The 26,425-nt window shown below is 60.6% G+C and carries 32 protein-coding genes; 13 read left to right on the forward strand and 19 right to left on the reverse strand.

The window, feature by feature from the left end:
• The 5 genes from fliQ to V7650_RS01360 all read left to right on the forward strand — a co-directional run bounded on the left by fliQ (position 1) and on the right by V7650_RS01360 (position 4,036).
• Positions 1-276, forward strand: coding sequence for a flagellar biosynthesis protein FliQ (gene fliQ, locus V7650_RS01340; protein ID WP_335654436.1), 276 nt, complete (start codon positions 1-3; stop codon positions 274-276).
• Positions 273-1,055: a flagellar biosynthetic protein FliR gene (fliR, locus tag V7650_RS01345; RefSeq protein WP_335654437.1), complete on the forward strand. Its 783-nt coding sequence runs from the start codon at positions 273-275 to the stop codon at positions 1,053-1,055. The genes fliQ and fliR overlap by 4 nt, the downstream gene beginning before the upstream one ends.
• On the forward strand, positions 1,055-2,197 hold the full coding sequence (locus V7650_RS01350) for an EscU/YscU/HrcU family type III secretion system export apparatus switch protein (protein ID WP_335654438.1): 1,143 nt from the start codon (positions 1,055-1,057) through the stop codon (positions 2,195-2,197). The genes fliR and V7650_RS01350 overlap by 1 nt, the downstream gene beginning before the upstream one ends.
• A gap of 68 nt (positions 2,198-2,265) precedes the next feature.
• Positions 2,266-3,621 (forward strand): flagellar filament capping protein FliD, encoded by a 1,356-nt coding sequence (fliD, locus tag V7650_RS01355; protein WP_335654439.1) that lies wholly within the window; start codon positions 2,266-2,268, stop codon positions 3,619-3,621.
• Between the two features lie 19 nt (positions 3,622-3,640).
• A complete protein-coding gene (locus V7650_RS01360; protein WP_335654440.1) occupies positions 3,641-4,036 on the forward strand; it encodes a flagellar export chaperone FliS in 396 nt (131 codons plus the stop codon).
• Between the two features lie 15 nt (positions 4,037-4,051).
• Here V7650_RS01360 and V7650_RS01365 read toward each other — a convergent pair whose 3' ends face one another.
• The 3 genes from V7650_RS01365 to V7650_RS01375 all read right to left on the reverse strand — a co-directional run bounded on the left by V7650_RS01365 (position 4,052) and on the right by V7650_RS01375 (position 6,698).
• The gene (locus V7650_RS01365) at positions 4,052-5,152 is read right to left on the reverse strand and encodes a sigma-54 interaction domain-containing protein (protein WP_335654441.1); all 1,101 of its coding nucleotides are present in this window, start codon (positions 5,150-5,152) and stop codon (positions 4,052-4,054) included.
• A gap of 201 nt (positions 5,153-5,353) precedes the next feature.
• On the reverse strand, positions 5,354-5,851 hold the full coding sequence (locus tag V7650_RS01370) for a helix-turn-helix domain-containing protein (protein WP_335654442.1): 498 nt from the start codon (positions 5,849-5,851) through the stop codon (positions 5,354-5,356).
• A 505-nt stretch (positions 5,852-6,356) separates the two neighbouring features.
• The gene (locus V7650_RS01375) at positions 6,357-6,698 is read right to left on the reverse strand and encodes a PilZ domain-containing protein (RefSeq protein ID WP_335654443.1); all 342 of its coding nucleotides are present in this window, start codon (positions 6,696-6,698) and stop codon (positions 6,357-6,359) included.
• A gap of 233 nt (positions 6,699-6,931) precedes the next feature.
• Here V7650_RS01375 and V7650_RS01380 point away from each other — a divergent pair, with 233 nt between their 5' ends.
• Positions 6,932-7,984: a sensor domain-containing diguanylate cyclase gene (locus tag V7650_RS01380; RefSeq protein WP_335654444.1), complete on the forward strand. Its 1,053-nt coding sequence runs from the start codon at positions 6,932-6,934 to the stop codon at positions 7,982-7,984.
• 162 nt (positions 7,985-8,146) lie between these two features.
• Positions 8,147-8,989: a class II aldolase/adducin family protein gene (locus tag V7650_RS01385; RefSeq protein ID WP_335654445.1), complete on the forward strand. Its 843-nt coding sequence runs from the start codon at positions 8,147-8,149 to the stop codon at positions 8,987-8,989.
• Between the two features lie 3 nt (positions 8,990-8,992).
• Here the strand turns inward: V7650_RS01385 and V7650_RS01390 are convergent, their stop codons facing one another.
• The 5 genes from V7650_RS01390 to V7650_RS01410 all read right to left on the reverse strand — a co-directional run bounded on the left by V7650_RS01390 (position 8,993) and on the right by V7650_RS01410 (position 11,965).
• Positions 8,993-9,619 carry a DUF6969 family protein gene (locus V7650_RS01390; RefSeq protein WP_335654446.1) on the reverse strand — a complete coding sequence of 209 codons (627 nt, stop codon included), beginning with the start codon at positions 9,617-9,619 and terminating at the stop codon, positions 8,993-8,995.
• Positions 9,620-9,637: 18 nt separating this feature from the next.
• The gene (locus V7650_RS01395; protein ID WP_335654447.1) at positions 9,638-9,910 is read right to left on the reverse strand and encodes a hypothetical protein; all 273 of its coding nucleotides are present in this window, start codon (positions 9,908-9,910) and stop codon (positions 9,638-9,640) included.
• 170 nt (positions 9,911-10,080) lie between these two features.
• Positions 10,081-10,494, reverse strand: coding sequence for a holin family protein (locus V7650_RS01400; RefSeq protein ID WP_335654448.1), 414 nt, complete (start codon positions 10,492-10,494; stop codon positions 10,081-10,083).
• Positions 10,495-10,663: 169 nt separating this feature from the next.
• Positions 10,664-11,215, reverse strand: coding sequence for a glycoside hydrolase family 108 protein (locus V7650_RS01405; RefSeq protein WP_335654449.1), 552 nt, complete (start codon positions 11,213-11,215; stop codon positions 10,664-10,666).
• 609 nt (positions 11,216-11,824) lie between these two features.
• Positions 11,825-11,965, reverse strand: a complete 141-nt coding sequence (locus tag V7650_RS01410; protein ID WP_335654450.1) for a hypothetical protein — start codon at positions 11,963-11,965, stop codon at positions 11,825-11,827.
• A 308-nt stretch (positions 11,966-12,273) separates the two neighbouring features.
• On the opposite strand from V7650_RS01410, the gene V7650_RS01415 reads away from it, so the two are divergent.
• The 6 genes from V7650_RS01415 (at position 12,274) to V7650_RS01440 (ending at position 17,090) form a co-directional block, all read left to right on the forward strand.
• Positions 12,274-12,633, forward strand: a complete 360-nt coding sequence (locus V7650_RS01415) for a hypothetical protein (RefSeq protein WP_335654451.1) — start codon at positions 12,274-12,276, stop codon at positions 12,631-12,633.
• Positions 12,634-12,660: 27 nt separating this feature from the next.
• A complete protein-coding gene (locus V7650_RS01420; RefSeq protein WP_335654452.1) occupies positions 12,661-13,290 on the forward strand; it encodes a hypothetical protein in 630 nt (209 codons plus the stop codon).
• Positions 13,287-13,874: an NAD(P)H-dependent oxidoreductase gene (locus tag V7650_RS01425; RefSeq protein WP_335654453.1), complete on the forward strand. Its 588-nt coding sequence runs from the start codon at positions 13,287-13,289 to the stop codon at positions 13,872-13,874. Before V7650_RS01420 ends, V7650_RS01425 begins: the two co-directional genes overlap by 4 nt.
• 120 nt (positions 13,875-13,994) lie before the next feature.
• The gene (locus V7650_RS01430) at positions 13,995-14,807 is read left to right on the forward strand and encodes a universal stress protein (protein WP_335654454.1); all 813 of its coding nucleotides are present in this window, start codon (positions 13,995-13,997) and stop codon (positions 14,805-14,807) included.
• Between the two features lie 116 nt (positions 14,808-14,923).
• On the forward strand, positions 14,924-16,471 hold the full coding sequence (locus V7650_RS01435) for a PAS domain S-box protein (protein ID WP_335654455.1): 1,548 nt from the start codon (positions 14,924-14,926) through the stop codon (positions 16,469-16,471).
• Positions 16,461-17,090, forward strand: a complete 630-nt coding sequence (locus tag V7650_RS01440; protein WP_335654456.1) for a response regulator transcription factor — start codon at positions 16,461-16,463, stop codon at positions 17,088-17,090. The genes V7650_RS01435 and V7650_RS01440 overlap by 11 nt, the downstream gene beginning before the upstream one ends.
• Positions 17,091-17,119: 29 nt before the next feature.
• Here V7650_RS01440 and V7650_RS01445 read toward each other — a convergent pair whose 3' ends face one another.
• The 11 genes from V7650_RS01445 to V7650_RS01495 form a co-directional block, all read right to left on the reverse strand.
• Complete coding sequence (locus V7650_RS01445; RefSeq protein WP_335654457.1) at positions 17,120-17,356, reverse strand: hypothetical protein; 237 nt, start codon at positions 17,354-17,356, stop codon at positions 17,120-17,122.
• Positions 17,353-17,502, reverse strand: a complete 150-nt coding sequence (gene ccoS / locus V7650_RS01450) for a cbb3-type cytochrome oxidase assembly protein CcoS (protein WP_335654458.1) — start codon at positions 17,500-17,502, stop codon at positions 17,353-17,355. The genes V7650_RS01445 and ccoS overlap by 4 nt, the downstream gene beginning before the upstream one ends.
• Positions 17,499-19,622 (reverse strand): heavy metal translocating P-type ATPase, encoded by a 2,124-nt coding sequence (locus V7650_RS01455; protein WP_335654459.1) that lies wholly within the window; start codon positions 19,620-19,622, stop codon positions 17,499-17,501. The genes ccoS and V7650_RS01455 overlap by 4 nt, the downstream gene beginning before the upstream one ends.
• Positions 19,619-20,092: a FixH family protein gene (locus V7650_RS01460; RefSeq protein ID WP_335654460.1), complete on the reverse strand. Its 474-nt coding sequence runs from the start codon at positions 20,090-20,092 to the stop codon at positions 19,619-19,621. The genes V7650_RS01455 and V7650_RS01460 overlap by 4 nt, the downstream gene beginning before the upstream one ends.
• Positions 20,089-21,546, reverse strand: coding sequence for a cytochrome c oxidase accessory protein CcoG (ccoG, locus tag V7650_RS01465; RefSeq protein ID WP_335654461.1), 1,458 nt, complete (start codon positions 21,544-21,546; stop codon positions 20,089-20,091). Before ccoG ends, V7650_RS01460 begins: the two co-directional genes overlap by 4 nt.
• On the reverse strand, positions 21,533-22,495 hold the full coding sequence (ccoP, locus tag V7650_RS01470) for a cytochrome-c oxidase, cbb3-type subunit III (RefSeq protein WP_335654462.1): 963 nt from the start codon (positions 22,493-22,495) through the stop codon (positions 21,533-21,535). The genes ccoG and ccoP overlap by 14 nt, the downstream gene beginning before the upstream one ends.
• Positions 22,488-22,649, reverse strand: a complete 162-nt coding sequence (locus V7650_RS01475; protein WP_335654463.1) for a cbb3-type cytochrome c oxidase subunit 3 — start codon at positions 22,647-22,649, stop codon at positions 22,488-22,490. The genes ccoP and V7650_RS01475 overlap by 8 nt, the downstream gene beginning before the upstream one ends.
• Positions 22,646-23,380 (reverse strand): cytochrome-c oxidase, cbb3-type subunit II, encoded by a 735-nt coding sequence (gene ccoO, locus V7650_RS01480; protein ID WP_335654464.1) that lies wholly within the window; start codon positions 23,378-23,380, stop codon positions 22,646-22,648. Before ccoO ends, V7650_RS01475 begins: the two co-directional genes overlap by 4 nt.
• A 13-nt stretch (positions 23,381-23,393) precedes the next feature.
• Positions 23,394-25,052 (reverse strand): cytochrome-c oxidase, cbb3-type subunit I, encoded by a 1,659-nt coding sequence (gene ccoN, locus V7650_RS01485; protein ID WP_335654465.1) that lies wholly within the window; start codon positions 25,050-25,052, stop codon positions 23,394-23,396.
• 100 nt (positions 25,053-25,152) lie between these two features.
• Entirely contained in the window at positions 25,153-25,848 is a 696-nt protein-coding gene (locus tag V7650_RS01490; RefSeq protein ID WP_335654466.1) for an endonuclease/exonuclease/phosphatase family protein, read from the reverse strand.
• Positions 25,849-25,867: 19 nt separating this feature from the next.
• Complete coding sequence (locus tag V7650_RS01495; RefSeq protein WP_335654467.1) at positions 25,868-26,413, reverse strand: DsrE family protein; 546 nt, start codon at positions 26,411-26,413, stop codon at positions 25,868-25,870.
• Positions 26,414-26,425 lie beyond the last annotated feature (12 nt).

Here is a 26,425-nt window from a genome sequence, read left to right on the forward strand (position 1 = left end):
ATGACCGATAGCCCAGATTTCTTCATCGGCATTGCCCAGCAAGCCCTGTGGATCACGGCGCTGGCTGCGGCCCCGCTGCTGATCCCGGCACTGGTCGTCGGCCTCGTGCTCGGCATGGTCCAGGCGGCAACGTCGATCAACGAGCAGACCCTGAGCTTCGTGCCAAAGCTGGTGGTTGTCGCTGGCGTGGTTGCGGTGTTTGGCGGATCGATCCTGCTGCTGATTGCAGACTTTACACGGGAGATATACGCCCGGATACCGGATCTGCTGCTGTGATTGCACCGGCCTTCTCGGAATTTGAAGGGCAGATGTGGATCTGGCTGATGGCAATGATCCGGCCCAGCGCCGCCATGGTCGTGGCACCGATTTTTGGTGCCGCCAACGTGCCCGTGCAGATCCGCATCATTCTGGCGTTCATGATCGGCATGGTGGCGGCCAACAGTGTGGGCTTTGAGCTGCCGACGGACACCGCGATCAGTCTGGCCAATATCCTGTTCGTCATGGGTGAAGTGGTAACCGGGGTTGCGATCGGCTTTGCGCTGCAACTCGGCTATTCCAGCGTCCTGATCGCCGGCGAAACGATCAGCAATGCGATGGGCCTGGGCTTTGCCAGCATGTCCGATCCCCAGACCGGACAGTCGACGCCGGTCATCGGTCAGTTTCTCACGATCTTTGCAACCTTGCTCCTGCTCGCCATCGATGGGCATCTTTTGCTGATTGCCACCATCGTCAAGAGCTATGCCGCCCTGCCACCGGGCTTTGCCATGCTGGACTCGAATATTCTGTACAGCATGGTGGAATTTGGCGGGACGTTATTCTCGATGGGGCTGCTCATTGCCCTGCCGGTGGGCGGCGCGCTCATTCTCATCCAGCTGATGATGGGCTTCCTCGCCCGGACGGCGCCCGCGCTCAACCTGTTTGCGGTCGGCATCCCGGTAACGATCACCGCCGGCCTGATTGCGCTGGCCGTCACCGCGCCGATCATGGCCGACACGATCATTCGCGCGCTGGGCATGGGATTAGACCAGGCGGCCTTTGTCGCGGGAGGCGGCTAGTGGCTGAACAGTCGCCCGGCGGTGGGGAAAAGACCGAAGCACCAACCCCGAAGAAGATGCAGGACAGCGCCAAGAAGGGCGATGTCCTCCAGTCCCGCGACCTCGGCGGGGCCATGGTTATCTTTGCCGGGACCGTGGCGTTCCTGCTGTTCGGAAGCCTGCTGTTCGGAGCCCTGGCGGAAATGGTGAGCAGCGCGCTGGTCATTCGTCCCGAGGACATCGAGGTATTTGATGCCGGTGGCCGCAGCGCCGCGCTGGTGTCCAGCATCATGCCCGAATTCATGGGTCTTTTCCTGCTGTTGATGGTGGCTGCGGTCGCTGCACCGGCACTGCTCGGCTCGCTCGGATTTCGCTGGTCGGCGATGAAACCCAAGCCCTCGAAGCTGGACCCGATCAAGGGCCTGCAGCGCATATTCGGGTCCAACGGCGTGATGGAACTCGGCAAGTCGCTGATGAAAGTGGTGCTGATCGGCGCGGTTGGCGGGTCGATATTATATGTCCACCTTGATCAGATTGCGCAATTTGCCGCGCAGGATCTGGATGGCGCAATTTCCAGCTTCACTTCGCTGTTTCTGAAGCTGCTGGTTGGTATCTGTGTCAGCATGGTGCTGATCGCGATGATCGACGTTCCGATCCAGTTGTTCCAGCGCGGCAAGCGCCTGAAAATGACGAAGCAGGAAATCAAGGACGAACACAAGGAAAGCGAAGGGTCGCCAGAAACGAGAGCGATCCAGCGCCAGCGTCGCAGCGAGATGCTGAACGATTCCACCCGCAAGGCGGTCGCCGATGCAACGGTCATCCTGGTCAATCCAACCCATTTCGCTGTTGCCTTGCGATATGATTCTGACCGGGATGCTGCTCCCGTCGTGCTCGCCAAGGGCTGTGACGCGATAGCGCTGGCCATGCGGGAAATGGCAGGCGAACTTTCCAAGCCGGTTATGGAATATCCCGAACTGACGCGATCGCTGTATTTTACCTCGAAGGCCGGCGATATCATCGACGAACGCCTGTATGCGGCCGTTGCCATGATTCTCAGCTTCCTGATCCAGCTCGATGCCAAGATGATCAGTCCTGCTCACAAGCCGAATATTTCGCTGCCGGAGGATGTCAGATTTGACACCGATGGCTCCCGCCTCGCCTGATGATATCGACCAGGCCGGCCATTAATTTGCGTCAACCGAAGCCGTAGAATACCCAAAGGAAGCTCAACATGTACGGAAATATCGCAAACGCCTTGGGGGCCGGATCGGGCATCAATACGGCGCAACTTGTCACCGACCTGCTGGCCGCGACGCAAGGTGCCAAGCTCGGCCAGCTCAACCAGCGCTCGCAGCTGAATTCGTCCCGAATATCGGCGATGGCGGCCACCCAGTCGGCGCTGACGACGTTTGCCGCAGCCGTTAAGGAAACATTGAACGGCCAGGGATTTGTCGGAGATCTGGTCTCGGGCCGTCAGGATCTGGCGACGGCATCGGTGGTCGAGGGGGGGCGGCCGGAAGGCTTGCCGGTTTCGGTCGAAGTGGTCCAAATCGCCGTGTCGCAGCGCGAGATATCGGGTGTCTTTGCCAGCGCAGCGGAGGCTGTCGGCGAACGGACCCTGACCATAACCAATGGCGGCGGCAGTTTTGATGTCATTATCGACAGCACCAACAACAGCCTGACCGGGATGCGCGATGCGATCAACGCCAGCAACAGCGGCGTGACCGCCATGATATTGACTGACAACGCAGGTGCACGCCTTGTTATGGAAGCGCAGGAAGGCGTCGCGAACGCATTCACGGTCAGTCAGAGCGGCGCTTCGCCAGCGATGACCCTGACCAATATCGCGGCGGCCACGGATAGCATAATCCGGGTTGATGGGATCGAGCTCACCAACAGCAGCAACAAGGTCAACGGCGCAATTCCCGGCGTCGAAATGACCTTGCTCGCCCAGCAAGCAGGGACACAGTTCACCATCAACGGCTCGTCCGAGCCGCTGGATGTTCGCGGACTGGTGACGGAGTTTGTAACGGCCTATAACGAGCTGCGCAGATCCCTGAACACTGCGACAGCGCCGGGCCTGGGAGGTGCCAGCGGCGGCCCCTTGGCCGGCGACCGCGGCGCAAGGGAAGTCATCCGAAAGCTGAGCCAGCTTACCTCCACCCGACTGACCGACACGGGCGATTTCAAGACACTTGCCGACATCGGCGTCCGTACAGGAAATGACGGGACCTTGAGCATCGATAATGTCCGGCTCGATGCCGCGCTGGCAGCGGACAGCGGAGCGGTGAAGCTGATGCTGGAGCCCGCCGTTGTTTCGGAATCACAGATCGGACTGTCAGGTGCGCTCGACGCGATTTCCACGGCGCTGAACGAGGATAGCGGCGCGCTGAAGGTTGCCCAGCAGCGACTGGAATCGATCCGGGAGTCGATCGCCGAAGCCCGTGAAAAAATAAACGAAGACGGTGAAAAGCTGCGGGAGCAGCTGGAGACGACCTTTGCCGGCCTCGAGCGGCAGCTGTCGATTCTGCGTTCAACCCAATCCTACGTCGAACAGCAATTTGCATCCTTCAACGACAACAACTGATCTTGGAAAGCCGATAATAATGACATTTCAGTCCCGAATTCAGAGAGCCTCAAGCTATCAATCCGTAGCCAAGGAAAGCCGCGTGCTGGCCGCAGATCCCTATGAACTTGTCGCAGTTCTCTTCGAGGAACTGCGCGAGACGCTGAACCTGATGATCGAAAGCACGCGGCGCGGCGACGATGCGCGGATGTTCCAGTATCGGGCGAAGGCGCTGGCCATTCTCAACGGGCTCGATGAATCGCTGAACTTCGACGTCGCCGGCGACCTGTCGCAGACCCTGCATATCATCTACACCGAAGCCGCCAAGCGCATTCAGATGGAGGGAAGGGAGAGCTGCATCGAGCGGGTCGAGTCAGCGCGCGAAATGATCCATGAAATCGAAAAGGCGTGGGCGGCAATCGCACCGTACCACTAGTGGCATGAACCGCGACTAGGCAGCAATCTGGCAGATTGCGCCCTCATCCATATCCCAATCGATATTATGCTTGCGCATCTTGTCGATCAGCGTCGTCCGCTTGATGTTGATCGACCGCGCGGCGCGGGACACGATACCGTGCGATGCCTCCAGGGCTGTGAGGATGATGCGGCGTTCTTCAAGCTGAAGATGGGCGTTGAGGTCCCGCACCACATTGTCCTGTCCGTTGCCTTGCCGGCTGGTGGCGAATGGGGGGTTTTCGGACACTGGCGTTGCGGCAAAAGCTATGGTCTCGCCGAAAGCCTGGCCCGCGAGCGGTTCTGCAACCGGCGCGATATCTGACTGAACGAGCATGGAAATGTCAGCCGCGGTGACATCCATCCCCGAAAAGAAAACCATCGCCCGCTCCACGACGTTGCGCAATTCCCGCACATTGCCAGGCCAGCCGTAATTCTGCATGGCGGCAAAGGCTTCGGCGGTGAACACCGGCAAGGGATTGCGGCTATCCTGTTTCTTGAGAAAATGGGCGACCAGTTCAGGAATGTCTTCTGTCCGCTCATGGAGCGCCGGCACCTCAATCGGCACGACGCACAGACGATAGTAGAGATCTTCCCGGAACAATTTGTTCCGGATGCATTCGCCGAGGCTTTTGTGGGTAGCCGCGATGACCCTGACATCGACAGGTATGGGGCGATTGCCACCAACCCGTTGGACGAGGCGCGTTTCCAGCACGCGCAGTAGCTTGACCTGCATGTTGATAGGCATGTCACCGATTTCGTCCAGGAAGATGGTGCCCTTGTCGGCCTGTTCGAAGAGCCCTACATGGCGGTTGACGGCACCGGTAAAGCTGCCCTTTTCGTGGCCGAACAGCTCGGACTCGACCAGCTGGTCGGGCAGGGCGCCGCAATTGACAGCGACATGAGCGCCATGGCCACGGTCAGAGGCCATGTGAATGGCTTCGGCGACCACTTCCTTGCCGCTGCCGGAAGGGCCCGTGATCATAATGGAGCTGTTGCACTGCCCGGCAAATTTTATGATGCGGCGCAACTGCTGCATTTTCGGACTGCTGCCGATCAGCTTTTCAGCCAGTTGCGTCTCTAAGTTCCCATTGGTCATCGAACTACCCAGATAACAATACCCCCGCCTCCCCGATTGCCGGGAAAGGGTGGTTCGAAGATCCCGCAATCTTCGAACCGTCACCTGGTACGTCTGAAATGCCCAAAGATGGTTAAATATAGGTTAACCGAGTTTAACCATTGCTTCTTGCACGGTTTGCCCGGCTTCGTCAGCCGGATCACTCGGGTCCGGCACGATGTTCTAGAAGGGCGCGCTCAGCAAAAGCTCTTCGATCTTTTCGGCACAGTCGTCAGAGATGGAGACGAAGATCATGCGGTTGTCTGCGGCATTCGGTGTTTTGGTCAGCAATCCCTGCTCGACCATCACGTTGATGTACCGCATGGCGGTGGTCATGGGAATGCCGGAACTGTGCGCTATAGCCGAAACCGTGACGCGCTGGTCCTTCAGATCGCAGATGTAAACATCAAGGCACATGTTCCAACAGGAATTGGCGAACAGGCCATTGCCGGCATCCAGTATCCTGGATTTCAGCCGACCCCAGTTCAGATATTTCTCCGCACGGTCGATCAGAGCCGACTGATCGACCTGATCCCTGAAAAATATCGGATCGGTTTCCGTTTGCCTGGCTTCCGGTTCCTCGGTTTCGTTAGAAATCCGCTTGTCCAGAATATCAAATTTTGCGATCGCCTGCTCAATCGTCAATCTCAGCTCAGCCAATTCCGCTTCGACGCTACTCATTGCCGCAGTCCTGCAATTTTCTAGCCTCCCGGTCTGGCCACTATTAGTATTTATTTACCTAGCCGCATTTTCCAAGTGGTACAATGGCGTTCGACGGGTGGTTAGTCATATTCATAGTCGGGGCTTGGCCAATTAGAATATCTATTTGAACAACTTATTGATAAATTCAGTCGGAATGGCGAGGGATCGCATCGGCAGATTATGGCGTAGGGGTGCTGTTTTTGACGCAGCGCCGGATGGGTGGATCAATGATTGTCCAGCAGTGCTGTCGGTATGCGTTTTTGGATAAGGGTGAGCGGGTCAGCATGGGACCAGCCGAACTGACCCGCTCAATAGATGTGCACAAGCCTCGGTATATTCGCTGGTTCGGAGCCGATGAATTGATGAGATTCAACGTGTTCCAGCGTGAGTCTTTTAAGGTGCCATCTGAAATTGTTTACGGCGCTTCCAATCGAAAATTAAGCCCAAGATTCATGTCCTTTTTTCCTGCCAGGTAAAAGCCGGGTCAGAATGTTCTGAGAGCGGAAACGACATGGTCTAGAACCGCGGGGTGCAACGGTGCGGTGAACTGGCAGCCATAGTCATTATAATTTTCCCAGACAATGCGAGCCGCGAGGGTTTGCAGGCCAGGCAAGGAGACAAATACCAGTTTGTCCGTATCCAGGTTGGTGCAACTTTCCATCCTGAAGCCGGTGACCGACAGATCGTACAAGGTGGTGCGAAACAGTTGCGTATTGGATTGACGGACAAAAAGTTCCGCAGAAACGATCTCCCGCGTGCTTGCGCGCAAATCCTCGACCGCAAGATCGCTGGGAAGTTCGGATTGCGGGTAAGCGGGGGGCGTCATTTTGTCATCCTTGGTCTGTGTCCGTCGATATAAACGGCAAACTGCTCGGCAAATTAACCATTTAGCACTGTGACAATCTGCAATATTCGGTGCAGGGCAGGGGCTGGAGCAGAGAAGTGATGGCGACCGCTCCGGCAACGCGCTCAACGATCGCCGGATTTGCGCAAGCCTGCGCAATTATTGCCAACGATTGCCAGACCTTACCGTTTATCATGCAAATGCTCACTTAGCATTTGGCCGACGCGACCGTTTCTCCTGTCGTTAGTAAAAATGAAATGGATAGTGAGATGTGGGGAAAAGACCGCTTCCAGTTTGAGGCGGAAGCAGCGCGGCAGTTTGCCTTGGAGCGATACGATATACTCGATACTGGGGAGGAATTTTGTTTTGATCACATCACCCGAGCGGCGAGCTTGGCACTGGACGTGCCGATCGCTGCCATCTCCCTGATCGACGGGAAGCGGCAGTGGTTCAAGTCAAAGATCGGGATCGACATTTCCGAGACGGCCCGAAACATAACCTTTTGTGATCATACTATCCGGCAAGACGCTCCGATGATCATCGAAGATGCGGCTCAAAGCGCCCTGTTCCGAGATAGCCCGTTTGTGAAGGGAGAGCCTTTCATCTCCAGCTATGTTGGGGTGCCCCTGACGACGCCGGACGGACATCGCATCGGATCGCTCTGCGGCATGGATGTCGTGCCAAGAAAATTCAAGCAGCACAATATTGCGCTGCTAGGGGAGCTGTCGGAACTGGTCATACACGAACTGGAACTGCGGCAGCAGGCCGACAAGGACCGGTTGACCGGCGCCCTTACGCGCAGCGGCTTTTCGGTGGAGGCGCGCAAGGCGATTTCGCTTTTTGATCGGCAACAGATTATCAGCACGCTGATCCTTTTTGATATTGACCTCTATCAGATGTTGGACGGCCCATCCCGTCGTTCTTCTGGCAGCGGGCTGCTGGCGGCCATTATTCAATCGCTGATGAAGCGGCTGCGGCCATCGGACTGCGTCGGACGGATGGGGGGTACGCAATTCGCTGTTCTGCTCACTGGCTCGACAAAGTTGCAGGCCCTGGCGGCAACCGAGGAAATACTGGATTCTGCTCGACAGGCCAACACCGATGTCGTTCTCGACTTGAGTTTCTCGGAGATATCCAGGGAGATCGGGATTTGCGACGACTGGCTGAGGACAGCAGATATCGCGCTGCGCGAGACACGGGAATTGCGTCACGCCCAGCGATGGACCCGTTCCCGATCACCAGTGCCGCATCTCATCCAGCCCCATTGAATCGGTCCGGGCATGGGGCGACGAATATCGCGTTCAGAACCTTAGCCCAGACTTCGTTGGCAGAACTCCCCGCCACCAGGGGATTGCAGACAGATTGGTTGCGAATGCGGTCGAGGCGTGCCAGTTTGCGTCGAAGTTAATTTCCAGACGGAGGAACGGCTCATGGCGACAGCAATGCAAAAGGATGAATCGGCAATAGGCGTAGGCCCGGGCTTTGCGATCCCGGATCCGCACGACATCGACAGCCTTCAGGGCAAGGTATCGGACGCCGAATGGCAGGTGCGTTGCGAACTGGCCGCGACCTACCGGCTCTGTGCGATGCACGCGTGGACCGACCTGGTGTTCACCCATATTTCGGCCCGGCTCCCCGACGAGGATGGCGAGGAGCGGTTCCTGATCAATCCCTATGGCGTGCTGTTCGATGAGATGACCGCGTCGGCGCTGGTCAAGATCGACCTCAACGGCAATATCAAGCAAGATACGCCCTATTTCATCAATCCCGCCGGCTTCACCATCCACAGCGCCGTGCACAGCGCCCGCCACGACGCGGGCTGTGTCATTCATGTCCACACGCCCTACGGCATTGCCGTGTCGGTGCAGAAGGCGGGGCTGCGGCGCTACACGCAATTTTCGATGCAGGTCCATGATGATCTTGCCTATCATGACTATGAAGGCATCGCGCTGGACCTCGACGAGCGCGAGCGGCTGATCCATGATCTGGGCGAGAAGAGCCTGCTGATGCTGCGCAACCACGGCACACTGACGGTCGGCGAGAATTGCGCGCTGGCGTTCCTGCGCATGTATCTTCTGGAGAATGCCTGCAAGACGCAGATACTGGCGCAGTCGGTGGGCGGGGAAGAGCATTTGCACGAAGAGAGCCCGGACATGGGGCACCGGGTCTACCAGCAGGGCGCTGCGGCCTTCCAGCGCGGCTTTGGCGACAATCTGGTCTGGCCGGGTCTGATGCGCAAGCTGCAGCGCACCAATCCGGGATATGACCGCTAGCGTCTAGAGATCGAAGGGCTGGCGGGAGAGGATCTCGACTCTCTTGTTTTCGAACACGGCTGAGCCGAGTTCCCGCTTTTTGGCCATCAACAGCTCGTCGCGTTCGCGGACCATGTCGATGATCGGGTCGTGGAACTGCTGTACCGCCGCGGTCAGCCAGTCGTTGACCAGCGGATCGCCGGGCGCGCCGGTCATGTCGAACCGGCGCAGCCGCGACGCAATGGCCTCGGCTGGCATCATATATTCGTAGGTGACCCAGTAATTGGTGGTGAACCAGCTCATCGGCATGCCATCGATTCCGAAGCTGAGCGCGCCGAAATGGACGACGCCCTGGGTCTTTTTGCCGTTGGGCAGCTTGGCGGGCGGCTGGTAATAGGGTTCGACGCCGTCGAACAGCGCGAGCGGCATGAACAGATGGAAATGGCCATGTTCGCCGGCTTCGCGTTCTTCGGGCTTGTGCGCATGGTAGAACCAGCGCGACTTGCTCACCGGCGCGATGCAATCCCCCTTGGGATAATGCTGATATTGAACGAAAGGGGCGTCTGCCGGTACCACACGGGGTACTAGCGAGACGCCCTCTCTTGCTATCTGGCTCGTAAGCTCAAACAGCTTTTGCAGTGCATTTTTCAATGCGGAATAAGCTTGGGCTTACTCGGTAGCTTCGGTAACTTCTTCCGCAGCAGCGCAGGTTGCGTCTTCAGCAGCACAGGTTGCTTCTTCAGCAGCACAGGTTGCGTCTTCAGCAGCACAGGTTGCTACTTCAGCGGCATCGTCAGCCATGACAGCAGCGTCTTCGGCCGTGTCATCAGCTACCACAGCAGCGTCTTCGGCTGGTTCTGCGCATGCCGAAAGGGCAGGAACAGCAAGAGCCAGGCCGCCGGCTACAGCAAGCATTTTGCGGAAGTTGGTTTCGGTAGTCATTTATAATATCCCCTTTGGATGAACTAGACCTGCACCTTTATCTGGAAAGATACGGGCATGGCAAGTCTATTTCGTAAATATTACATTAATCGGACCGGTGGCCGCCGGAGTGTCGGTTTATGGCACAGTCTGTTCGGCGAGACCGCGAGATGTGGGCCCCACTGGTAGCCCTATCGCTCGACGCCGCGGATCTTGCCCCATTGCCTGGCCACCGTGTAGCCGAGGTAGCCGGTGCCGAACAGGGCGTAGAGTGGCTCGGGTATGCCGGCGAGATAGGCGTTCATGCCGGCGGCAATATCCCGCGCGGCATCGGGCCGGAAGGCGGCGATCAGCCCCATCGGGATCGACCACAGCAAGAGCAGATACATGACATAGAGAAAGCTGGGCCGGGCCCGGCTGGTCCACGGGTCGGGGGATTGCGCCTCCGCCAGAATCGCGGCCATCTGCACGCGTACTTCCTCCAGTTCCTGGCTGCCTTCAAGCTTGAGCAGTTCCAGCTTGGCCCGATCGCGCGCGTCGCGGTCGGGGATGATCTTGTCGATGATGCCGGAAATCGGGCCGACAAGGGTTGAGAGGATGGACATATTATCTGGTTCCTTTCGGGTTTCGGATCGCCTTTCTGATCAAAAACGGGGCCAGGGAGACGGTTCTCCAAGGTTGGTGTTGACGGCAGATGTTCGGCAAAAATCCGATCGGTGCCGGCGATCTTGACAAACTTTACAGGGTTATGAGAAATTTCGCTTCGCACCGGTTTCAGCCGATCCGGTGGGCCAGCCAGCCGTAGAGAAAGGCTTCATTGGCAGGGCGGGATTCAGCGAGCTCGATATAGCGCGCGCCCTGTAGCGCCTCGAGCGCCTTGAGCAGCACGGTCTCCGCTTTGGCGCCCCTTTTCCGCAGGAACGCGTCCAGCGCACCCAGTGTCCGGGCCCCGATCCGACGGTCGACGGCCAGGTCTTCATAGTCCCGGCCATTGCGGTTCAGCGCATTGAGCGCGCGCTGGAGAAAGCCGCTGGCCGTCGCGGTGCCCATGTTGATCCCGGTATCGAACAGTTCGGCGGCGACGGAGGGTGCCAACCGGGCGATCTGGTCGAAGGCGGGACGGTGCCAATATTGCTCCTTGTATATGGCCGCCGCCTGCGCGCGCGGAAAGTGCCGCATGTCGCCGCCATAGCCGTGGCCGCGCGCCACCGCCTCGGTCACGCCCCAGCGGGTGGGTCCGCCGCGGTCGGCCGGATGATCGGAAAAATCGCCTTCGAGCGCGATGACCTTGTCGATCAGCGCGTCGATATCGGGTGGATGGGGCATGGGGAATCGCCTTTCTGGGTTGGAAAGGGATTATATAACCTATTTGGTTAGTTGTAGGAAAGGGGATAGTGGAGAATGGGTGGCCGTGCCTGGGCTATGAGGGGCCTTCCGTCATTGCGAGGAGCGCAGCGACGCGGCAATCCAGGGCGTCTGGCCATGAACGGCGCTGCCTGCCGCTCTGGATTGCCGCGCTGCGCTCGCAATGACGGGGGGCGGTCGAGGGGGCTGCTTGCTGGTCCTGATGTCCGCACCTGCGAAGGGCAGAAAATAACGAGAGCCTGCGGCTAAAAAATCCTGGATCAGATTGGTCCTCTGGTGGGGAGCAAAGCTGACACAATTGACGGGGTTATCCGGCGAAATTCGGTTGGGCCGAAGGTTGGCGGCGATGAGCCGTTGTTGCGGCTCGGGTGCAACCGCATTGCGCGGGGCGGGAGAGAACAGGGACTCGCGGGCTGGCCATCTGGCGCTTTTATCACAGGGGGGAGTGTGTAGGAAAGGGGATTGCCATAGGGGGGGCGAGCATGCTGTCGGCGGTCGACGAGTGGTAATTGAATATACTGTCCCCGAAATTCCCTGTCCCGAAATTCCCCTGTCCCCAAATTGAAGCGCCTAACGCTCCACCGGGGTCGCCGGTGTCATCTGATCAATGAACAGGAGCCCGTCATAGATACGCCCGATATTGTCGATCTCGACGGTGTCATATTTGGGCAGGCGCGTGCGTATCGTCCCGTGCAAGGGGTGGTCGGGCACCCGTTATCATGACTTCTCCCGATCGCTTCTCTACGGTTTTGAGCGAAAACAGGTCAATTGAATATATGGTCGTCGAAAGGCCTTTTCCGAAAATTCAGTGCTATTCACGATATTTTCTGAAGGCAGTCATTGCGCGCGCAGCGACGCAACCCAGAGCGACAATCCTCCATGTTTGCGTCCAGACGCCCTGGATTGCCGCGTCGCTGCGCTCCTCGCAATGACGACAGGTGGTTTGCCCCGTCAGCCATCACTCCCCCTACGCAATATTGCGTATCGCGCGGGTCGCGGTGATCGTCCAGACACGGACCATGACTTGGAAAACCATCCGCCTTGAACTGGCGCGCACCGCTGACCATCCCGAGGGCTCGTCAGCCCATGCCTATGTCTTTCGCGTTCCGCTGGACAGTGACGGCTTCATTGAACCCGGGGCGCTGAAAAAGGTGGAGAAGGTGCCCGTGGTCCGGCGCTTCTGGCCGGGGCAGGCGGATCAGGCCGGGGTGGTGATCGCTTCACCCAAGGGCTGGGCCTTTTCCTACAAGCTTGGCGAGGAGGATGACGAGGTCATCTTCCGGCTCAAGGATCATCCGCTGAAGGTCGGCGAATATCTGACGATTACCGAAACCGACGGCAGCGAGCTGCCGTTCCGGGTGGTTAGCTGTCATGAATAGAGAAGGACCGCTCATGGGGAAATCCAAATGCTGATGGCGTTCAGGCAGGCGGCGCTGGCATCGGCGGCGGCCCTGTTGTTCGCCGGCAGCCCGGCGGCCGCAGAATGCGTCGTCGGATCGGCGCCGCTGTTCGATCCGTTTGCACCCTATAAGGGGGCAGGGGCCATCGTGCACAAGGACAGCGGCTTTGTGTTTCCCGCGACGATCGCTGGCTTCCAGCGCGAATGCGAGATGACCACGGATTTTACCGGCAACAATTTCGAGATCGGCTATCGGCGCGAGGTCGAGGATCATCCGATCTCCATCAAGATCGTGATTGTCCATCTCGAACAGCTGAAGGCGGAAGACCATTATCAGATCATCAAACCCGACGTGATGTCGCATTATTCGAGTGCGGCAACCGTATCGGAGGGCGACTATTTTATCTCGGGACGCCCCGATATTCCGGCCTATCAGGGCATATTCGACGGCGACAGGGACGGCGTGCCCTGGCATTTCAGCCTGACCGCGATGGACTATGGCTATTGGGATGCGCGGCTGGTCGCCTCCTATCCGCAGGAGATTGATGCCGCGGCGCAGACGGCGATCATGGAGCTGATCGCGGCCTTCCAGTGGCAGACGCCGACCGCCGCCGGAGCGGAGGTGGCAAGGCCGTGACCCGTATTGCCGTGATTGACGGCCATCCCGATCCCAGTCCCAGCCGCTTCGGTCATGCGCTAGTGTCGGCCTATGCCGACGCCGCGCGCGAAGCGGGTCATGAGGTGAGGGAAATCGGTCTGGCCGGCAAGCACATACCGATCCTGGAAAGCCGCAAGCAGTGGCTGGAAGACGACGTCCCCGCCGCTGTTCGGCCGGGACAGGATGCGATCAAATGGGCCGAGCATATCGTCTTCTGCTATCCGCTGTGGATGGGGGACATGCCGGCCCTGCTGAAAGCCTTTATCGAGCAGGCGTTCCGGCCAAATTTTGCGCTCGACTACGGCGACGAGGGCAGCGGGCAAATGCCCAGGAAGCTGTTGCGCGGCCGATCGGCCCGCCTCATCGTGACGATGGGGATGCCGGCCTTGTTCTATCGCGCCTATTTCGCATCGCACAGCGTGCGCAGTTTCGAGCGCAACATTCTGAAACTGACCGGTATCAGTCCGGTGACGACCTCGCTGATCGGCAATGTCGACGGCAGCGACCGGCATCGCCGCCGCTGGCTCGACAAGATTGCCGCTCATGGTGTCGCCGGCGACTGATTCTGCGACGCGCGGAACCCTATCCGTATTACTCCTTATACAGGGTCATCCCGCCTCCGGTTACTCTGTCCCATCAATGCTCTTTCAGTGGCGAAGGGGTGAGGAAACAGGAGACAGTCCATGAAATCCGTGATGCTATATATTGCCGACGATTGCGGCCTCGAGGCGCGCTTTCAGGCGGCGCTTGACCTCACCCGCTCGCTCAACGGGCATCTTCATTGCCTGCGCGCCAATCCCTATAATCCGCAAATGGCCTTTGACGGGGTGACCGGCATGTCGGTGATGTATGACATCAGCAAATTGTCGCGGGAGCAGGATGAACTGCTGCGCCAGGAGATCGAGAAGCGGCTGGCCGGCGAAGATGTGTCCTGGGACTATCGCGACGAAAATGCCGATGCGGCCAGGGGGCTGGCCAAGCAGTCGGCGCTGGTCGACATCGTCGTCCTGAGCTCGGCCAGCGGCAAGAAGGACAACAGCCTGCCGATCGGGATATTGGGAGACGTCCTGTTCAACGTGAAAGCGCCGGTCGTCGTCCAGCCGGATGATGTGAAGAAGTTTGACGCCTGCGGCACAGCCCTGGTTGCCTGGAACGGCAGCCTGGAATCGGGCAACGCCCTGCGCGCCGCGGTTCCCTTGCTGAAAATGGCCAGCGACGTGCATATCGTGACGGTCGAGGAAGACGCGGACCATGATCTGCCGCCACTCGCCGCGTCCGAATATCTCGCCTATCACGGCATCAAATCCCAAGTTCACGGCGTGGTTCGCGGAAACGCGTCGGTCGACGAGGTGCTTCTGGCCGAAGCCGACAAGGTGGATGCCGCCTATATCGTGATGGGTGCCTATGGACACAGCCGGGCGCGGGAATTCCTGTTCGGCGGCGTGACCCGCAACCTGTTCAGGGATTGCCCTGTTCCCCTGGTTGTCTCGCACTAGATGAACCGCCGGTTCGCCAGCGAAAGGCCATATTTGCTTGTGGCATTTCCCGCATTCCGTGTAGGGTCGGCGCATTCACCCGGGGCGTCAAGACAGCCAGAGGATAGACACCGCACGTGCGCGACACCAATGGCTTTGACCCGAATCGGACATCGCATCTCGAATCCGTCCTGTCCCGGCTTCCGAATATCGTCATGATTGTCGATCGCGACTTGCAGGCGATCAATTGCAGCCTGGCTGGTCTGCATATGCTGGGCGTGTCGAGCATCGCCGAATTGCCGAAGGGCGCTCCCGCATCCTGCGTGGCACCATCGCACCGGTCGCTTTTCCGGGAATCCCTGGAAGGGATGTTCGACAAGACGGGCAGCGCCGAACCGTTCGAGCTGCTGCTGGAACTGCCCGGTAAGCCGGCAATCAGGGTGGAGTGCACGCTTGCACCGCTGGCCAATGCGCAGGATGAAATTGACGCGATCCTGCTGTCTTTTCAGGACGTTACCTCGCTGCGCACCGCAGAAAACAAGCTGGCGCAGGCCAATTCGCTGTTGCAGTCGATCCTGACGACGATCCCGGATGCCATGGTCGTGATCGACGAGGCGGGCCTGGTCAGTTCGTTCAGCGCCACCGCGGAAAAAATGTTCGGGTATGAACAGGAGGAGATTATCGGCCGGAACGTCAAGATCCTGATGCCGATGCCCTATCGCGACGCGCATGACAATTATATCAGCACCTACATCAGGACCGGCGAAAAGCGGATCATCGGAATCGGCAGAACCGTCGTCGGATGCAAGAAGGATGGCACCAATTTTCCGCTGCAGCTGGAGGTCGGCGAAGCGCGGATAGGCGACGAGCGCTATTTCACCGGCTTCATGGTCGACCTGACGGAAAAGAAGCAGACCGAGGCCGAGATGCAGGCATTGCAGGCAGATCTGGCGCATGCGTCACGGCTGAGCGCGGTCGGCACACTGGCCTCCTCGCTTGCGCATGAAATCAACCAGCCGCTGACCGCCATCGCCAACTACCTGTCGGCCGCCCGCGACATGATGGACAGCGATCTCGAGGGGAACCGGGAATATTTCCTGGAAGCCCTGCAGGAAAGCGTCACCGAGAGCTTGCGGGCAGGGACGATTGTCCGGCGCTTGCGGGAATTTGTCTCGCGTGGCGAGATCAATCGGCAAGCGCTGTCGATTGCGCAGATCGTGGAAGACGCGACCGTGCTGGGGATGATCGGGGCGCAGGAAAAAGGCATCGAATGCTCGATCGAAATCGACGTGAACAGCAATCACGTATTTGTCGACCGGGTGCAGATCCAGCAGGTGATGGTGAACCTGATGCGCAATGCGATCGAGGCGATGGCAGCGAGCGAAGAGAAAAAGCTGCATATCGGGGTACGGTCGCTGGACGCGCACTGGATCGAAATTGCCGTGTCCGACACCGGTTCCGGCATCGACCAGGAACTGGGCGAGCGGATATTCGATCCGTTTGCCAGCACCAAGGGGGAGGGCATGGGACTCGGCCTGTCGATCTGCCGGACGATTATCGAAGCCCACGGCGGCACGATCCGAGCCGAAGCCCATGCCGGCGGCGGCACCACGTTCCGGATCACGCTGGAAAAGGCGGGCCGGATCGAAGAGGAAGCAGCAGAAGGACCAGATTATGACCAGTGAACGGCTAGTCTATGTGGTGGATGACGATGATTCCGTCCGTCGTTCGGCGGCGTTCATGCTGCGCCACGCGGGCTTCAAGGTGCATCCGGTGGAATCGGGAGTGGCTTTTCTGAAGCTGGCGAAAGGCGCGGACCGGGGCTGCGTATTGCTGGACGTGCGGATGCCCGACATGGACGGGCTGCAGGTGCAGCAGCAGATGGTCAAGGATGGCATCGATTTGCCGGTGGTGATCCTGACTGGTCACGGCGATGTCGAGATCGCGGTGCAGGCGATGCGGGCCGGTGCGATCAATTTTCTCGAGAAGCCCTATGAGAAGGAGGCGCTGATTGCAGCCCTTGAGGAGGCCTTTGCCCGTCTGGAAGACAGTAACCTGAAGGAAATGGCGGCCTCAGAGGCGAAGGTACGGCTAGCCTGTCTGACGCGGCGGGAACTGGATGTGCTGGAGGGGCTGATGGCGGGCTATCCCAACAAGACCATCGCCTATGATCTCGGTATTTCGCCGCGCACGGTGGAAATCTATCGCGCCAACATGATGGAGAAGCTGCGTGTGCGCAGCCTGGCCGAGGCCTTGCGGATCGGCTTTGCGGCCGAGAGCGGGGACGGCCCGGAACCGTCCTGACCGAACCGAACGGAGAATAGCCCGGGCGGCTAGCGGTTTTTCTGGGGCTTCTTGCGATTCAGGCAAGCGTGGCAGGGCTTGGCGCAGCTGTCGTCGCCGTCGCCAGGCTGCAGGGGAATGGTCAGCGAACGCACCTGGCCATCGGCGCTGCAGAGCTTGACCGTGATTGCCTCGGCTCCCGCCGACAGCGGGAAGGCGGCCAGCGCCAGCGAGACGGCCGCGGTCAGCCACAGCGCGAGGGGAGAGCGCCGGATACTGGCAATCATGGCCTGTCCTCGTCCTCGATCAAGATCCGCTGCGCGGCACCATCGAGATCCTCGAACTGGTCGTGCCGCATAGCCCAGAAGAAGACCGCTAGGCCGAGCAGTCCCATCAGCAACGCGACCGGAATCAGGATCGCCAGACCGCTCACCGGGCGGCTCCGTTCAGGCGCAGCGCATTGCCGACGACAATCAGCGACGACAGTGACATCGCTATGGCGGCAACCAGCGGCGTGACCATGCCGGTCAGGGCCAAGGGCACGGCGCAGATATTATAGCCGATGGCCAAGGCGAAATTCTGGTGGACGATGCGCCCGGTGCGACGCGCGACCCGGATCGCCAGCGCCACCGGCATCAGGGATTCGCTCGTGAACACCGCGTCGGCCGCCTGCTGTCCGACATCGCTGGCGGAGCCGGGCGCGATCGAGACATGGGCAGCAGCGAGGGCGGGGCCGTCGTTGAGGCCGTCACCGACCATCAGGACCCTGTGACCGCCAGCGGTCAGGCGGGTGATGGCGTCGACCTTGTCCTGCGGCGAGGCACTGGCCTGGCCGGTCAGGCCCAGCGCGCGGGCCACTTTCGATACCGAGGCGATATTGTCGCCGGACAGGATCGAGGCGGGCAGGCCGAGCGCCCGCAAGGTGGCGATGGCCTCGGCGGCATCCGGGCGGATCTCGTCGTGCAGCTGGAGTATCACCGAATCGGGGCCGACGGTCAGCTGGCAGGACAGGTGGTCTTCCGACTTCTCGGGTCGGCCCAGCGCCACGCTCACCCCATTCCAGCGCGCGGTCATGCCCTGTCCCGGCTGTTCGCGGATGTCCTCCAGCGTGGCCGGTTCAATAGCCAGTGCGAGCAGGCCGGTGCGGATGCCCTTGCTCACCGGATGGCGGCTGGCTTGGGCCAGCGCGAGCGCAATCTGCTTCTGCGTCGGGCTGAGGGTGTCGAGATTGACCGGTCGCGGATGGCCGAGGGTGAGGGTGCCGGTCTTGTCGAACAGCACATGATCGGCTTCGGCCAGACGTTCCAGCGCGCTGCCGTCCTTGACCATCACTCCCTTTCGCAACAGCGCCCCGGAAGCGACGACCTGGGCTGCTGGCACCGCCAGTCCCAGCGCGCAGGGACAGGTGATGATCAGGACCGCGACCGCAATCAGCAGGGACTGGTGCCAGCCGGCACCGGCGAGCATCCAGTAGCCAAAGGCGAGCAGGGCCAGGCTGTGCACCGCCGGCGCATAGAAACGGGCGGCGCGATCGGCGATGCGGACATAGAGCGAGCGGCGCTGGCCCGCTTCGTCCATCAGCCGGGCTATGTCGGCAATGCTGGTGTCCTCTCCGGACGCCGTGACCCGGACGACCACTGGCGCGGACAGATTGAGGGTGCCGGCCAGGGCCCTGTCTCCCTTCCCGGCAGGCTGCGCTTCGCTTTCGCCGGTCATCAGCGCGCAGTCGAAATGACTGCTGCCGGATTCGATTACGCCGTCCGCCGCCAGACTTTCGCCTGCGGCGACCATCATCTTCATGCCCGGGCGCAGATCGCGGGCTGCCATCCAGCGGGTGGAGCCATCCTCTGTGAAGACCATCGCGCCGGTCGCGGTCTGCCGGAGCAAGGCCCCGATGCCTTCGCGAGCCCGATCACGCATCATGCCGTCGAGCACGCGCCCCGCGAGCAGAAAGAACAGCAGCATGACCGCGCCGTCAAAATAGGCATGGCTGCCGCCGGTTGCGGTTTCATAGAGGCTGAGGCCCGTTGCCAGCAGGATGCCGATCGAGATCGGGACGTCCATATTGGTACGGCCATAGCGCAGCGCCATGGCGGCGGAGGCGAAAAACGGCCGCCCGGAATAGGCGATCACCGGGATCGCGATCAGCGCCGACAGCCAGTGGAACAGGTCGCGGGTAACCCCTGCGGCACCGGACCAGACGCTGACCGAGAGCAGCATGATGTTCATCATGCCAAAACCGGCGACGGCGAGCGCGCGGATCAGTCGATCGGTGCTGCCCCGTTCTTCGGCCAGCGGATTGTCGGCCAGAACCTGCGCCTCGAAACCCAGCGCTTCGATCTCCCGCCTGAGCTGGTCATCGCCCCATTCGGGAAGATGCGAGATCGCCACCTGCTTGGTCGAGAAATTGACGCGCGACGACAATATGCCGGGCTTGCCGCTGAGACCGTTCTCGATCTTAGCGATACAGCCGGCGCAGCGGATCGCCGGGACCACGAACCGCGATACCGCGGCGGGAACCTGTTCACCGGTTATGGGAGCCAATGCGTTCACCGGATATCCTGCAGCACACGCATCGACTGGTCCCCGCGACTGATCACCAGCTTCAGCTTCCAGCGCCCGACCGGTATTGTCTCGATGCTGTTATATTCCCCGGGCTGCCGTTCGGAAAAGGCGATCTCGAATGGCTCGGTTCGCCCGACGGGATGCTCTGCCACCGCCGTCAGCGTGGCGCCCCGCAGGGCAGAACCGGTCGCATCGTTGATGGTGATGCGGGCGCGGTCTCCAGAGCGATTGGCCTGGCCGACGGCCCAGCCATGAGCCCGCTGATCCCGCGCCTGTTCGAGCCACTGGTTGTATTTCTGGCTGGCCACATAGCTGTTGTCGACCACCGTCCCGCCGAAGGTCGACAGGGCGAAGCGCGCCATCACCATATTGACCCCTACAACCACGGTGAAAAAGGCGACGATGATCAGCGTGGCGTGATAGCCGGTGAACTTGCGTAGGGATTGCTGCTTGCTCATTCGCCTGTCTCCGGTCGTTCGAAAAATATTTCGTCGATATCGCTGGCCCGCGGATCATCGGCCGCGGTGACGGTCAGCGCGAAATCTTCCCGCACTGGACCATTGCCGGGAGCCGCGACATAAACGCGCAACCTGGCGACGCTGTCCGCGGGAACCCGGGTGGTGAGGCTCTGGCCTGCATTCTGCCGCGACCCTTCGTTCGACCACAGCACGCCGCCATCGAGCGTGGTCATGCCGATGACCATCTGGCGGGGGCGGTTTTCCATGTTCCGCAGATTGACGGTATAGCTGTTGCGGACATGGCCATCGGCGAGCTGGACATAGACCGGGTTGCGGTCATGATTGGCGCTGATGTCGATCCGGGTGCGGTTGCCAAGAGCGAACAGCATGGCCAGGCCGATCGCGCCCCAGATCGAGGTGTAAACGATGGTGCGCGGGCGCAGCAGCGTCTTCACGATCGGATTGTGCGGCTTGCCGGCCTTTTCCAGATCCGCATCCTCGAGCGTGGCATAGTCGATCAGGCCGCGGGGCCGACCCACCTGATCCATCACCCGGTCGCAGGCGTCGATGCACAGCGCGCAGGTGATGCAGCCGATTTGCGGTCCCTCGCGGATATCAATGCCGGTCGGACAGACCGCGACGCACTGGTTGCAGTCGACGCAGTCGCCGAAGCTGCCCGGCTGGGCTTCCGCCTTCTTCAGGCTGCCGCGCGGCTCACCGCGCCAGTCCTTGTAGGTGACGGTCAGCGATTTTTCGTCCATCATCGCCGTCTGGATGCGCGGCCACGGGCACATGTAGATGCACACCTGCTCGCGCATGAAGCCGCCAAAGATGAAGGTGGTCGCCGTCAGGATCGCGACCGAGGCATAGGCCACTGGGGCGGCCGCGCCGGACCAGAAATCGACGACCAATGTGGGTGCATCGGCGAAATACATGATCCAGGCGCCGCCGGTCCAGAAGGCGATGAACAGATAGATGCTCCACTTGAACAGGCGCCGGGCAATTTTTCCCGTCGTCCATGGCGCCTTGTCCAGGCGCATGCGAGCGTTGCGGTCACCGTCGACGAACCGGTCTACATGCTGGAAGACATCGGTCCAGACAGTCTGCGGGCAGGCATAGCCGCACCAGGCCCGGCCGACGGCGGAGGTAACCAAGAACAGGCCGATACCCGCCATGACCAGCATGCCGGCAACATAATAAAATTCATGAGGCCAGATTTCGATGCCGAACATGTAGAAGCGGCGATTGGCGAGATCGACCAGTACCGCCTGATCGGGGGCATAGGGACCTCGGTCCCAGCGGATCCAGGGTGTGGCGTAGTAGACGGCAAGCGTCAGCGCCATGATCACCCATTTCAGCCGCCGGAATTTCCCGTCGATGCGCTGCGGGTGCACCGCCTTGCGCTTTTCATAGAGCCGGGCTTCCGGCTCGGGAAATTTTTCAGGACTGTTCATCGCCGACGCCGTTGCTTGGAGCGGCATTTCCCGCCTGCTCGAGACTATCGTCGTTCACCTCTTCCAGCGCCGGCAAGGTTTCTCCACCGCCCAGCGAATGCACATAAGCGGCCAGCATACGGATGGTCGCGGCGTCCAGACGCTGGCCCCAGCGGGGCATTACGCCATAGCGGCTGTTGCTAATGGTGTCGGTGAGCGAGGCTCGATCCAGCCCGTACAGGCTAATCGCATCGGTCAGGTTGGGCGCGCCGAGATCGCGGCTGCCCTTGCCCTGCGGTCCGTGACAGACGGTGCAATTTTCGGCGAACAGGCCTGCGCCTCTGGTAGCGGCTGCGCTGCCTTTTTCCCGACCCGACAAGGTCCGTACGTAGGACACGAGATCGGCAATCTGGGCCGGCTGCAAGATGCCGTCCCGGCCAAACGCCGGCATTTGCGAGAAGCGGGTCTTGTCATGGCCCGGATTGCGGATGCCGTGGACCAGCGTATATTCGATCGCCTCAAGATCGCCGCCCCAGAGCCAGTCATCATCGTTGAGATTGGGATAGCCCTTTGAACCCGCCGCACCCGAGCCGTGACACTGGACGCAGTGCACCTTGAACGCGGAACGTCCGCCCTCGATAGCCTGCTGCATGAGTTCGGGGCTGCCGTTGAGCTTGCGAATGTCGGTCGAGACCAGCGCCTGGCGGATCGGTTCGAGCTCCTGTTGCCGGGCGGCGACCTGCGCCGCATAATCGCCGCGGCTGCTCCAGCCGAACAGGCCTTCGGTCGCGGAGTTGGCCAGCGGTATGGCCGGGTAGACGATGACATAGCCGATCGCCCAGATGATCGTGGCGTAAAAGGTCCATACCCACCAGCGGGGCATCGGCGTATCCAGTTCCTCGATCCCGTCCCATTCATGGCCAACGGTTTCGGTTCCGGTGGGTGCATCAACGCGCTTCTTCTCAGACATCATTCTTGTCCTCGTCAAATATCCTGTGGGCCGCCTCGTGATGGGCGCGCCCGGCGCCAGGGCGAAAAGTCCAGCCGATCAGGGCCAGGAAAACAGCGGTCATGAACAGCAGGCCCCAGCTGTCGGCAAAATGGCGCAGCGCTTCATAGTTCATCGCGGCTGCTCCTGCGCTTCGCCCGCCTCGAAATCGACCAATGTGCCGATCATCTGCAGATAGGCGATCAGCGCATCCATTTCGGAGAGCTTGTCGGGATTGCCGTCGAAATCGCGGACCTGCACCTTCGGATAGCGCTGTTCCAGTTCTGACGAATCGGCCATCGGGTCGACCTGGGTCAGAAGGTCCGCATTGGCCTGTTCGATCGCTTCCTTGCTGTAGGGGACGCCGACGCGGGACAGGGCCGTCAAATGCGCGCCCATGTCGCCCGGCTTCAAATCCTTTTCGGCGAGAAAGGCATAAGGCGGCATGATCGATTCCGGCACGACGGCACGGGGATCGGTCAGATGCTGGACATGCCACTCGTCCGAATAGCGGCCGCCGACCCTGGCGAGGTCTGGTCCCGTCCGTTTGGATCCCCACTGGAAGGGGTGGTCGTACATCGATTCCGCGGCCAGCGAATAATGGCCATAGCGTTCCACCTCGTCGCGGAACGGACGGATCATCTGGCTATGACAGGTGTAGCAGCCTTCGCGGACGTAGATGTTGCGCCCGGCCAGTTCGAGCGGGGTGTAGGGCCGCACGCCCTCGACCTTCTCGATCGTGTTGTCGATCCAGAACAGCGGCGCGATCTCGACAATGCCGCCGATTGTCACGGTGACCAGAGCGAGCACCGCTAGCAGGGTGATGTTGCGCTCGATCTTCTTATGTTTTTGCGTGAATGTGGTCATGATTTTGTCTCCCTCACTCTGCCGGAACCGCGACCAGCGGCTTGTCGGCGGCCGCGTCGTGAGGCGTTTCGGTCATCGACTGTTCATCGCGGAGATGGCCGGCCAGCGTCATCCAGACATTGTAAACCATGACCACAGCACCAGCGAGATAGAGCAGGCCGCCGGTTGCACGGATCAGGTACATCGGGAACATCGCCGTGACGACCTCGCTGAACGCATAGACGAGATAGCCGTCGTCGCCATATTCGCGCCACATCAGGCCCTGCATGATGCCGGCAACCCACATCGCGGCGGCGTATAGAACGATGCCGATGGTCGCGAGCCAGAAGTGCCAGTTGATCATGCGCAGGCTGTACATCCGGCTGCGGCCCCAGAGCCGCGGCACCATGTAGTATAGCGCGGCAAAGGTGATCATGCCGTTCCAGCCGAGCGCGCCGCTGTGGACATGGCCGATGGTCCAGTCGGTGTAATGTGACAGGCTGTTCACTGCCTTGATCGACATCATCGGGCCCTCGAAGGTGCTCATGCCGTAGAAGGCGAGGGCGAGCACCATCATCCGGATGATCGGATCGGTGCGGATCTTGTCCCAGGCGCCGTTCAGCGTCATCAGGCCGTTGATCATGCCGCCCCAGCTCGGCATCCACAGCATGATCGAGAAGACCATACCCAGCGTCTGTGCCCAGTCGGGCAATGCGGTATAGTGGAGATGGTGCGGACCGGCCCAGATGTAGAGGAAGATCAGCGACCAGAAGTGGATGATCGACAGCCGGTAGCTGTAGACCGGCCGTTCGGCCTGTTTCGGCACGAAATAATACATCATGCCGAGGAAGCCGGCGGTCAGGAAGAAGCCGACGGCGTTGTGGCCGTACCACCACTGAGTCAGGGCGTCCTGGACCCCGGCGAAGGCGCTGTAGCTTTTTGCCCCGAGCAAGCTGACCGGCATCGACAGGCCATTGACCAGATGCAGCATCGCCACGGTCAGGATGAAGCTGAGGAAGAACCAGTTGGCGACATAGATATGGGGTTCCGACCGCTTGACGATCGTGCCGATGAAGACCGCGGCATAGCTGACCCAGACGATGGTCAGCCAGATGTCGACATACCATTCGGGTTCGGCATATTCCTTCGACTGGGTGACGCCGAGGAGATAGCCGGTGGCGGCCAGCACGATGAACAGCTGGTATCCCCAGAACACGAAACGGGCGAGGCCGGGGAAGGCCAGCCTCGCCCTGCAGGTGCGCTGGACGACGTAAAAGCTCGTCGCGATCAGCGCATTGCCTCCGAAGGCAAAAATGACGGCGGATGTGTGCAGCGGGCGCAGGCGTCCGAAGGTGGTATATTCCAGGCCAAGATTGAGCACCGGAAAGGCAAGCTGCAGGGCGATGTACAGACCGACGGTGAAACCGGCCATGCCCCAGAACAACGTCGCGATCACGCCCCAGCGGATCGGATCGTCATCATATTTTCCGGGATCGGCCGGTGCATTCAGGATGCCCCTTCCGATGGCGGCATAGTCGGCCTTGCTGATCGTCACCAACAGCGCGATCAGCGCTGCCGCCATGATGATCCCCATGTGCACCGCAAAGCCGCCGTCGGCGGCCATGACCATCGCGATGAATGCCAAAAATACAAGGGCCAGCCATCCGCCGGCCTTCACCAGTAAATTGTCCATAACGTCCTTCCCCGTTGTGTAGGGGTGGCGCTACCAGCCGCAGGGGCGGGGCTATATAGGTAGAGTTACGTAGTCGCCCAACGCCAGCGCGGACGCGGGGCTAGCCGACTGCGAGTTCGGCCCAGACCGGGAGGTGATCGGAGGCCTTGCGCGCGGACGGACTGTCGTGGACGCCGGCCGCCTGAGCGCGGATTGCCCGGGAGTGCATGATCCGGTCGAGGGTGGCGATCGGGCTGCGCGAATGGAAGCTGCGGCCACAATCGACCATGTCGAAGGCGCGGGAAAAATCCTTTAGACATCCCCCGGCAGCGCTCCATTCGTTGAGATCGCCCATCAGCACGACCGGCACGTCCTGTTCCTTCTGCTGGGCAAGCTTGACGATGGCCGCCGCCTGGCGCCGGCGCCACAGGCCCGACAGGTCGAGATGCATGCCGAACACTGCCAGCTGTCGTCCGTCTATTTCGAAATGACCCATGATCGCGCCGCGCGGCTCGAGGCAGGGTATATGCATGATATCGTGCGCGACCACTTCGGCCGACTTGCGGACGAGCAGGGCGTTGCCGTGCCAGCCCATCGAATCGATCTGGACGTCGAGCGGGATGGCCCGATAGTCGCTGTGCATCTCCAGCAGCTTTTCCGGGATCGCGGCGGCACGCGCGCCGAAGCGGCGATCCGCTTCCTGCAGGGCGATGATATCGGCGTCGATCTCGTTGAGCACGTCGATGATCCGGCCGGGATTGCGCCGCCGGTCCGTACCGATGCCCTTGTGAATATTGTAACTCGCGACCTTCAGCATTGCAGGATTGTCAGCTCGGTCAGAACGGGTTTACGGTATAGCCCTGCTGTTGCAGCAGCGCGTGGGCAGTCATCGCGGAGAGCGACATATTGACCCCGGGCAGCAGGTCGGCTTTGGTGATCCCCTGTGAGGCCGCGCTCTGGCCGCAAAGGTGGAATTGCACGCCATGCTCCTGCAACTGCGCGATCGCGGCAGCGCTGGCATTTTTCCGGCCGTCGCGATGCGCGGCGAAAAAATCCTCTTTGGTCAGGTCGAAGGCCGCTGCGCCATGGACGACGATGGCGAGACGGATATTCTCCTCCGGAACCCCGGCGGCAACATGCATGTTGATGAAACGGGCAGCACTTTCGATGGTGCGGTTGATCTTGTCGGGATCAGCGGCGGTGGCCACGTCGAAGGCGATGCTGAAGCGGGCATCCGTTGCCAGCGGCTCGCTTTGCTCAACCGGCGCCGTCGGACCGAAGTCGTCGAAAACCGGACCGGTCCTGAAATTTTCCATCTGTGCGGATGCCGGCTGGGCCAGAGCCAGCAGCGGGAGCAGGGTTAGGAGGCAGAATTTCCGCATTTGCGATTCCAT

This window comes from Parasphingorhabdus sp., assembly GCF_036964565.1.
Taxonomy (GTDB): Bacteria; Pseudomonadota; Alphaproteobacteria; order Sphingomonadales; family Sphingomonadaceae; genus Parasphingorhabdus.

Excerpts from the sequence above, each read along its gene's own strand:
- V7650_RS01445 (WP_335654457.1), bottom strand. The coding sequence starts at position 17,356 with ATGATTGCCAGTATCCGGCGCTCTCCCCTCGCGCTGTGGCTGACCGCG.
- fliD (WP_335654439.1), top strand. The coding sequence starts at position 2,266 with ATGTACGGAAATATCGCAAACGCCTTGGGGGCCGGATCGGGCATCAAT.
- V7650_RS01385 (WP_335654445.1), top strand. The coding sequence starts at position 8,147 with ATGGCGACAGCAATGCAAAAGGATGAATCGGCAATAGGCGTAGGCCCG.
- ccoG (WP_335654461.1), bottom strand. The coding sequence starts at position 21,546 with ATGAACAGTCCTGAAAAATTTCCCGAGCCGGAAGCCCGGCTCTATGAA.
- V7650_RS01375 (WP_335654443.1), bottom strand. The coding sequence starts at position 6,698 with ATGACGCCCCCCGCTTACCCGCAATCCGAACTTCCCAGCGATCTTGCG.
- ccoN (WP_335654465.1), bottom strand. The coding sequence starts at position 25,052 with ATGGACAATTTACTGGTGAAGGCCGGCGGATGGCTGGCCCTTGTATTT.
- V7650_RS01460 (WP_335654460.1), bottom strand. The coding sequence starts at position 20,092 with ATGAGCAAGCAGCAATCCCTACGCAAGTTCACCGGCTATCACGCCACG.
- V7650_RS01405 (WP_335654449.1), bottom strand. The coding sequence starts at position 11,215 with ATGCCCCATCCACCCGATATCGACGCGCTGATCGACAAGGTCATCGCG.
- V7650_RS01430 (WP_335654454.1), top strand. The coding sequence starts at position 13,995 with ATGAAATCCGTGATGCTATATATTGCCGACGATTGCGGCCTCGAGGCG.
- V7650_RS01360 (WP_335654440.1), top strand. The coding sequence starts at position 3,641 with ATGACATTTCAGTCCCGAATTCAGAGAGCCTCAAGCTATCAATCCGTA.
- V7650_RS01495 (WP_335654467.1), bottom strand. The coding sequence starts at position 26,413 with ATGCGGAAATTCTGCCTCCTAACCCTGCTCCCGCTGCTGGCTCTGGCC.
- V7650_RS01415 (WP_335654451.1), top strand. The coding sequence starts at position 12,274 with ATGACTTGGAAAACCATCCGCCTTGAACTGGCGCGCACCGCTGACCAT.
- fliQ (WP_335654436.1), top strand. The coding sequence starts at position 1 with ATGACCGATAGCCCAGATTTCTTCATCGGCATTGCCCAGCAAGCCCTG.
- V7650_RS01400 (WP_335654448.1), bottom strand. The coding sequence starts at position 10,494 with ATGTCCATCCTCTCAACCCTTGTCGGCCCGATTTCCGGCATCATCGAC.
- V7650_RS01440 (WP_335654456.1), top strand. The coding sequence starts at position 16,461 with ATGACCAGTGAACGGCTAGTCTATGTGGTGGATGACGATGATTCCGTC.
- V7650_RS01395 (WP_335654447.1), bottom strand. The coding sequence starts at position 9,910 with ATGACTACCGAAACCAACTTCCGCAAAATGCTTGCTGTAGCCGGCGGC.
- V7650_RS01475 (WP_335654463.1), bottom strand. The coding sequence starts at position 22,649 with ATGAACTATGAAGCGCTGCGCCATTTTGCCGACAGCTGGGGCCTGCTG.
- V7650_RS01420 (WP_335654452.1), top strand. The coding sequence starts at position 12,661 with ATGCTGATGGCGTTCAGGCAGGCGGCGCTGGCATCGGCGGCGGCCCTG.
- V7650_RS01490 (WP_335654466.1), bottom strand. The coding sequence starts at position 25,848 with ATGCTGAAGGTCGCGAGTTACAATATTCACAAGGGCATCGGTACGGAC.
- V7650_RS01365 (WP_335654441.1), bottom strand. The coding sequence starts at position 5,152 with ATGACCAATGGGAACTTAGAGACGCAACTGGCTGAAAAGCTGATCGGC.
- ccoO (WP_335654464.1), bottom strand. The coding sequence starts at position 23,380 with ATGACCACATTCACGCAAAAACATAAGAAGATCGAGCGCAACATCACC.
- V7650_RS01370 (WP_335654442.1), bottom strand. The coding sequence starts at position 5,851 with ATGAGTAGCGTCGAAGCGGAATTGGCTGAGCTGAGATTGACGATTGAG.
- ccoP (WP_335654462.1), bottom strand. The coding sequence starts at position 22,495 with ATGTCTGAGAAGAAGCGCGTTGATGCACCCACCGGAACCGAAACCGTT.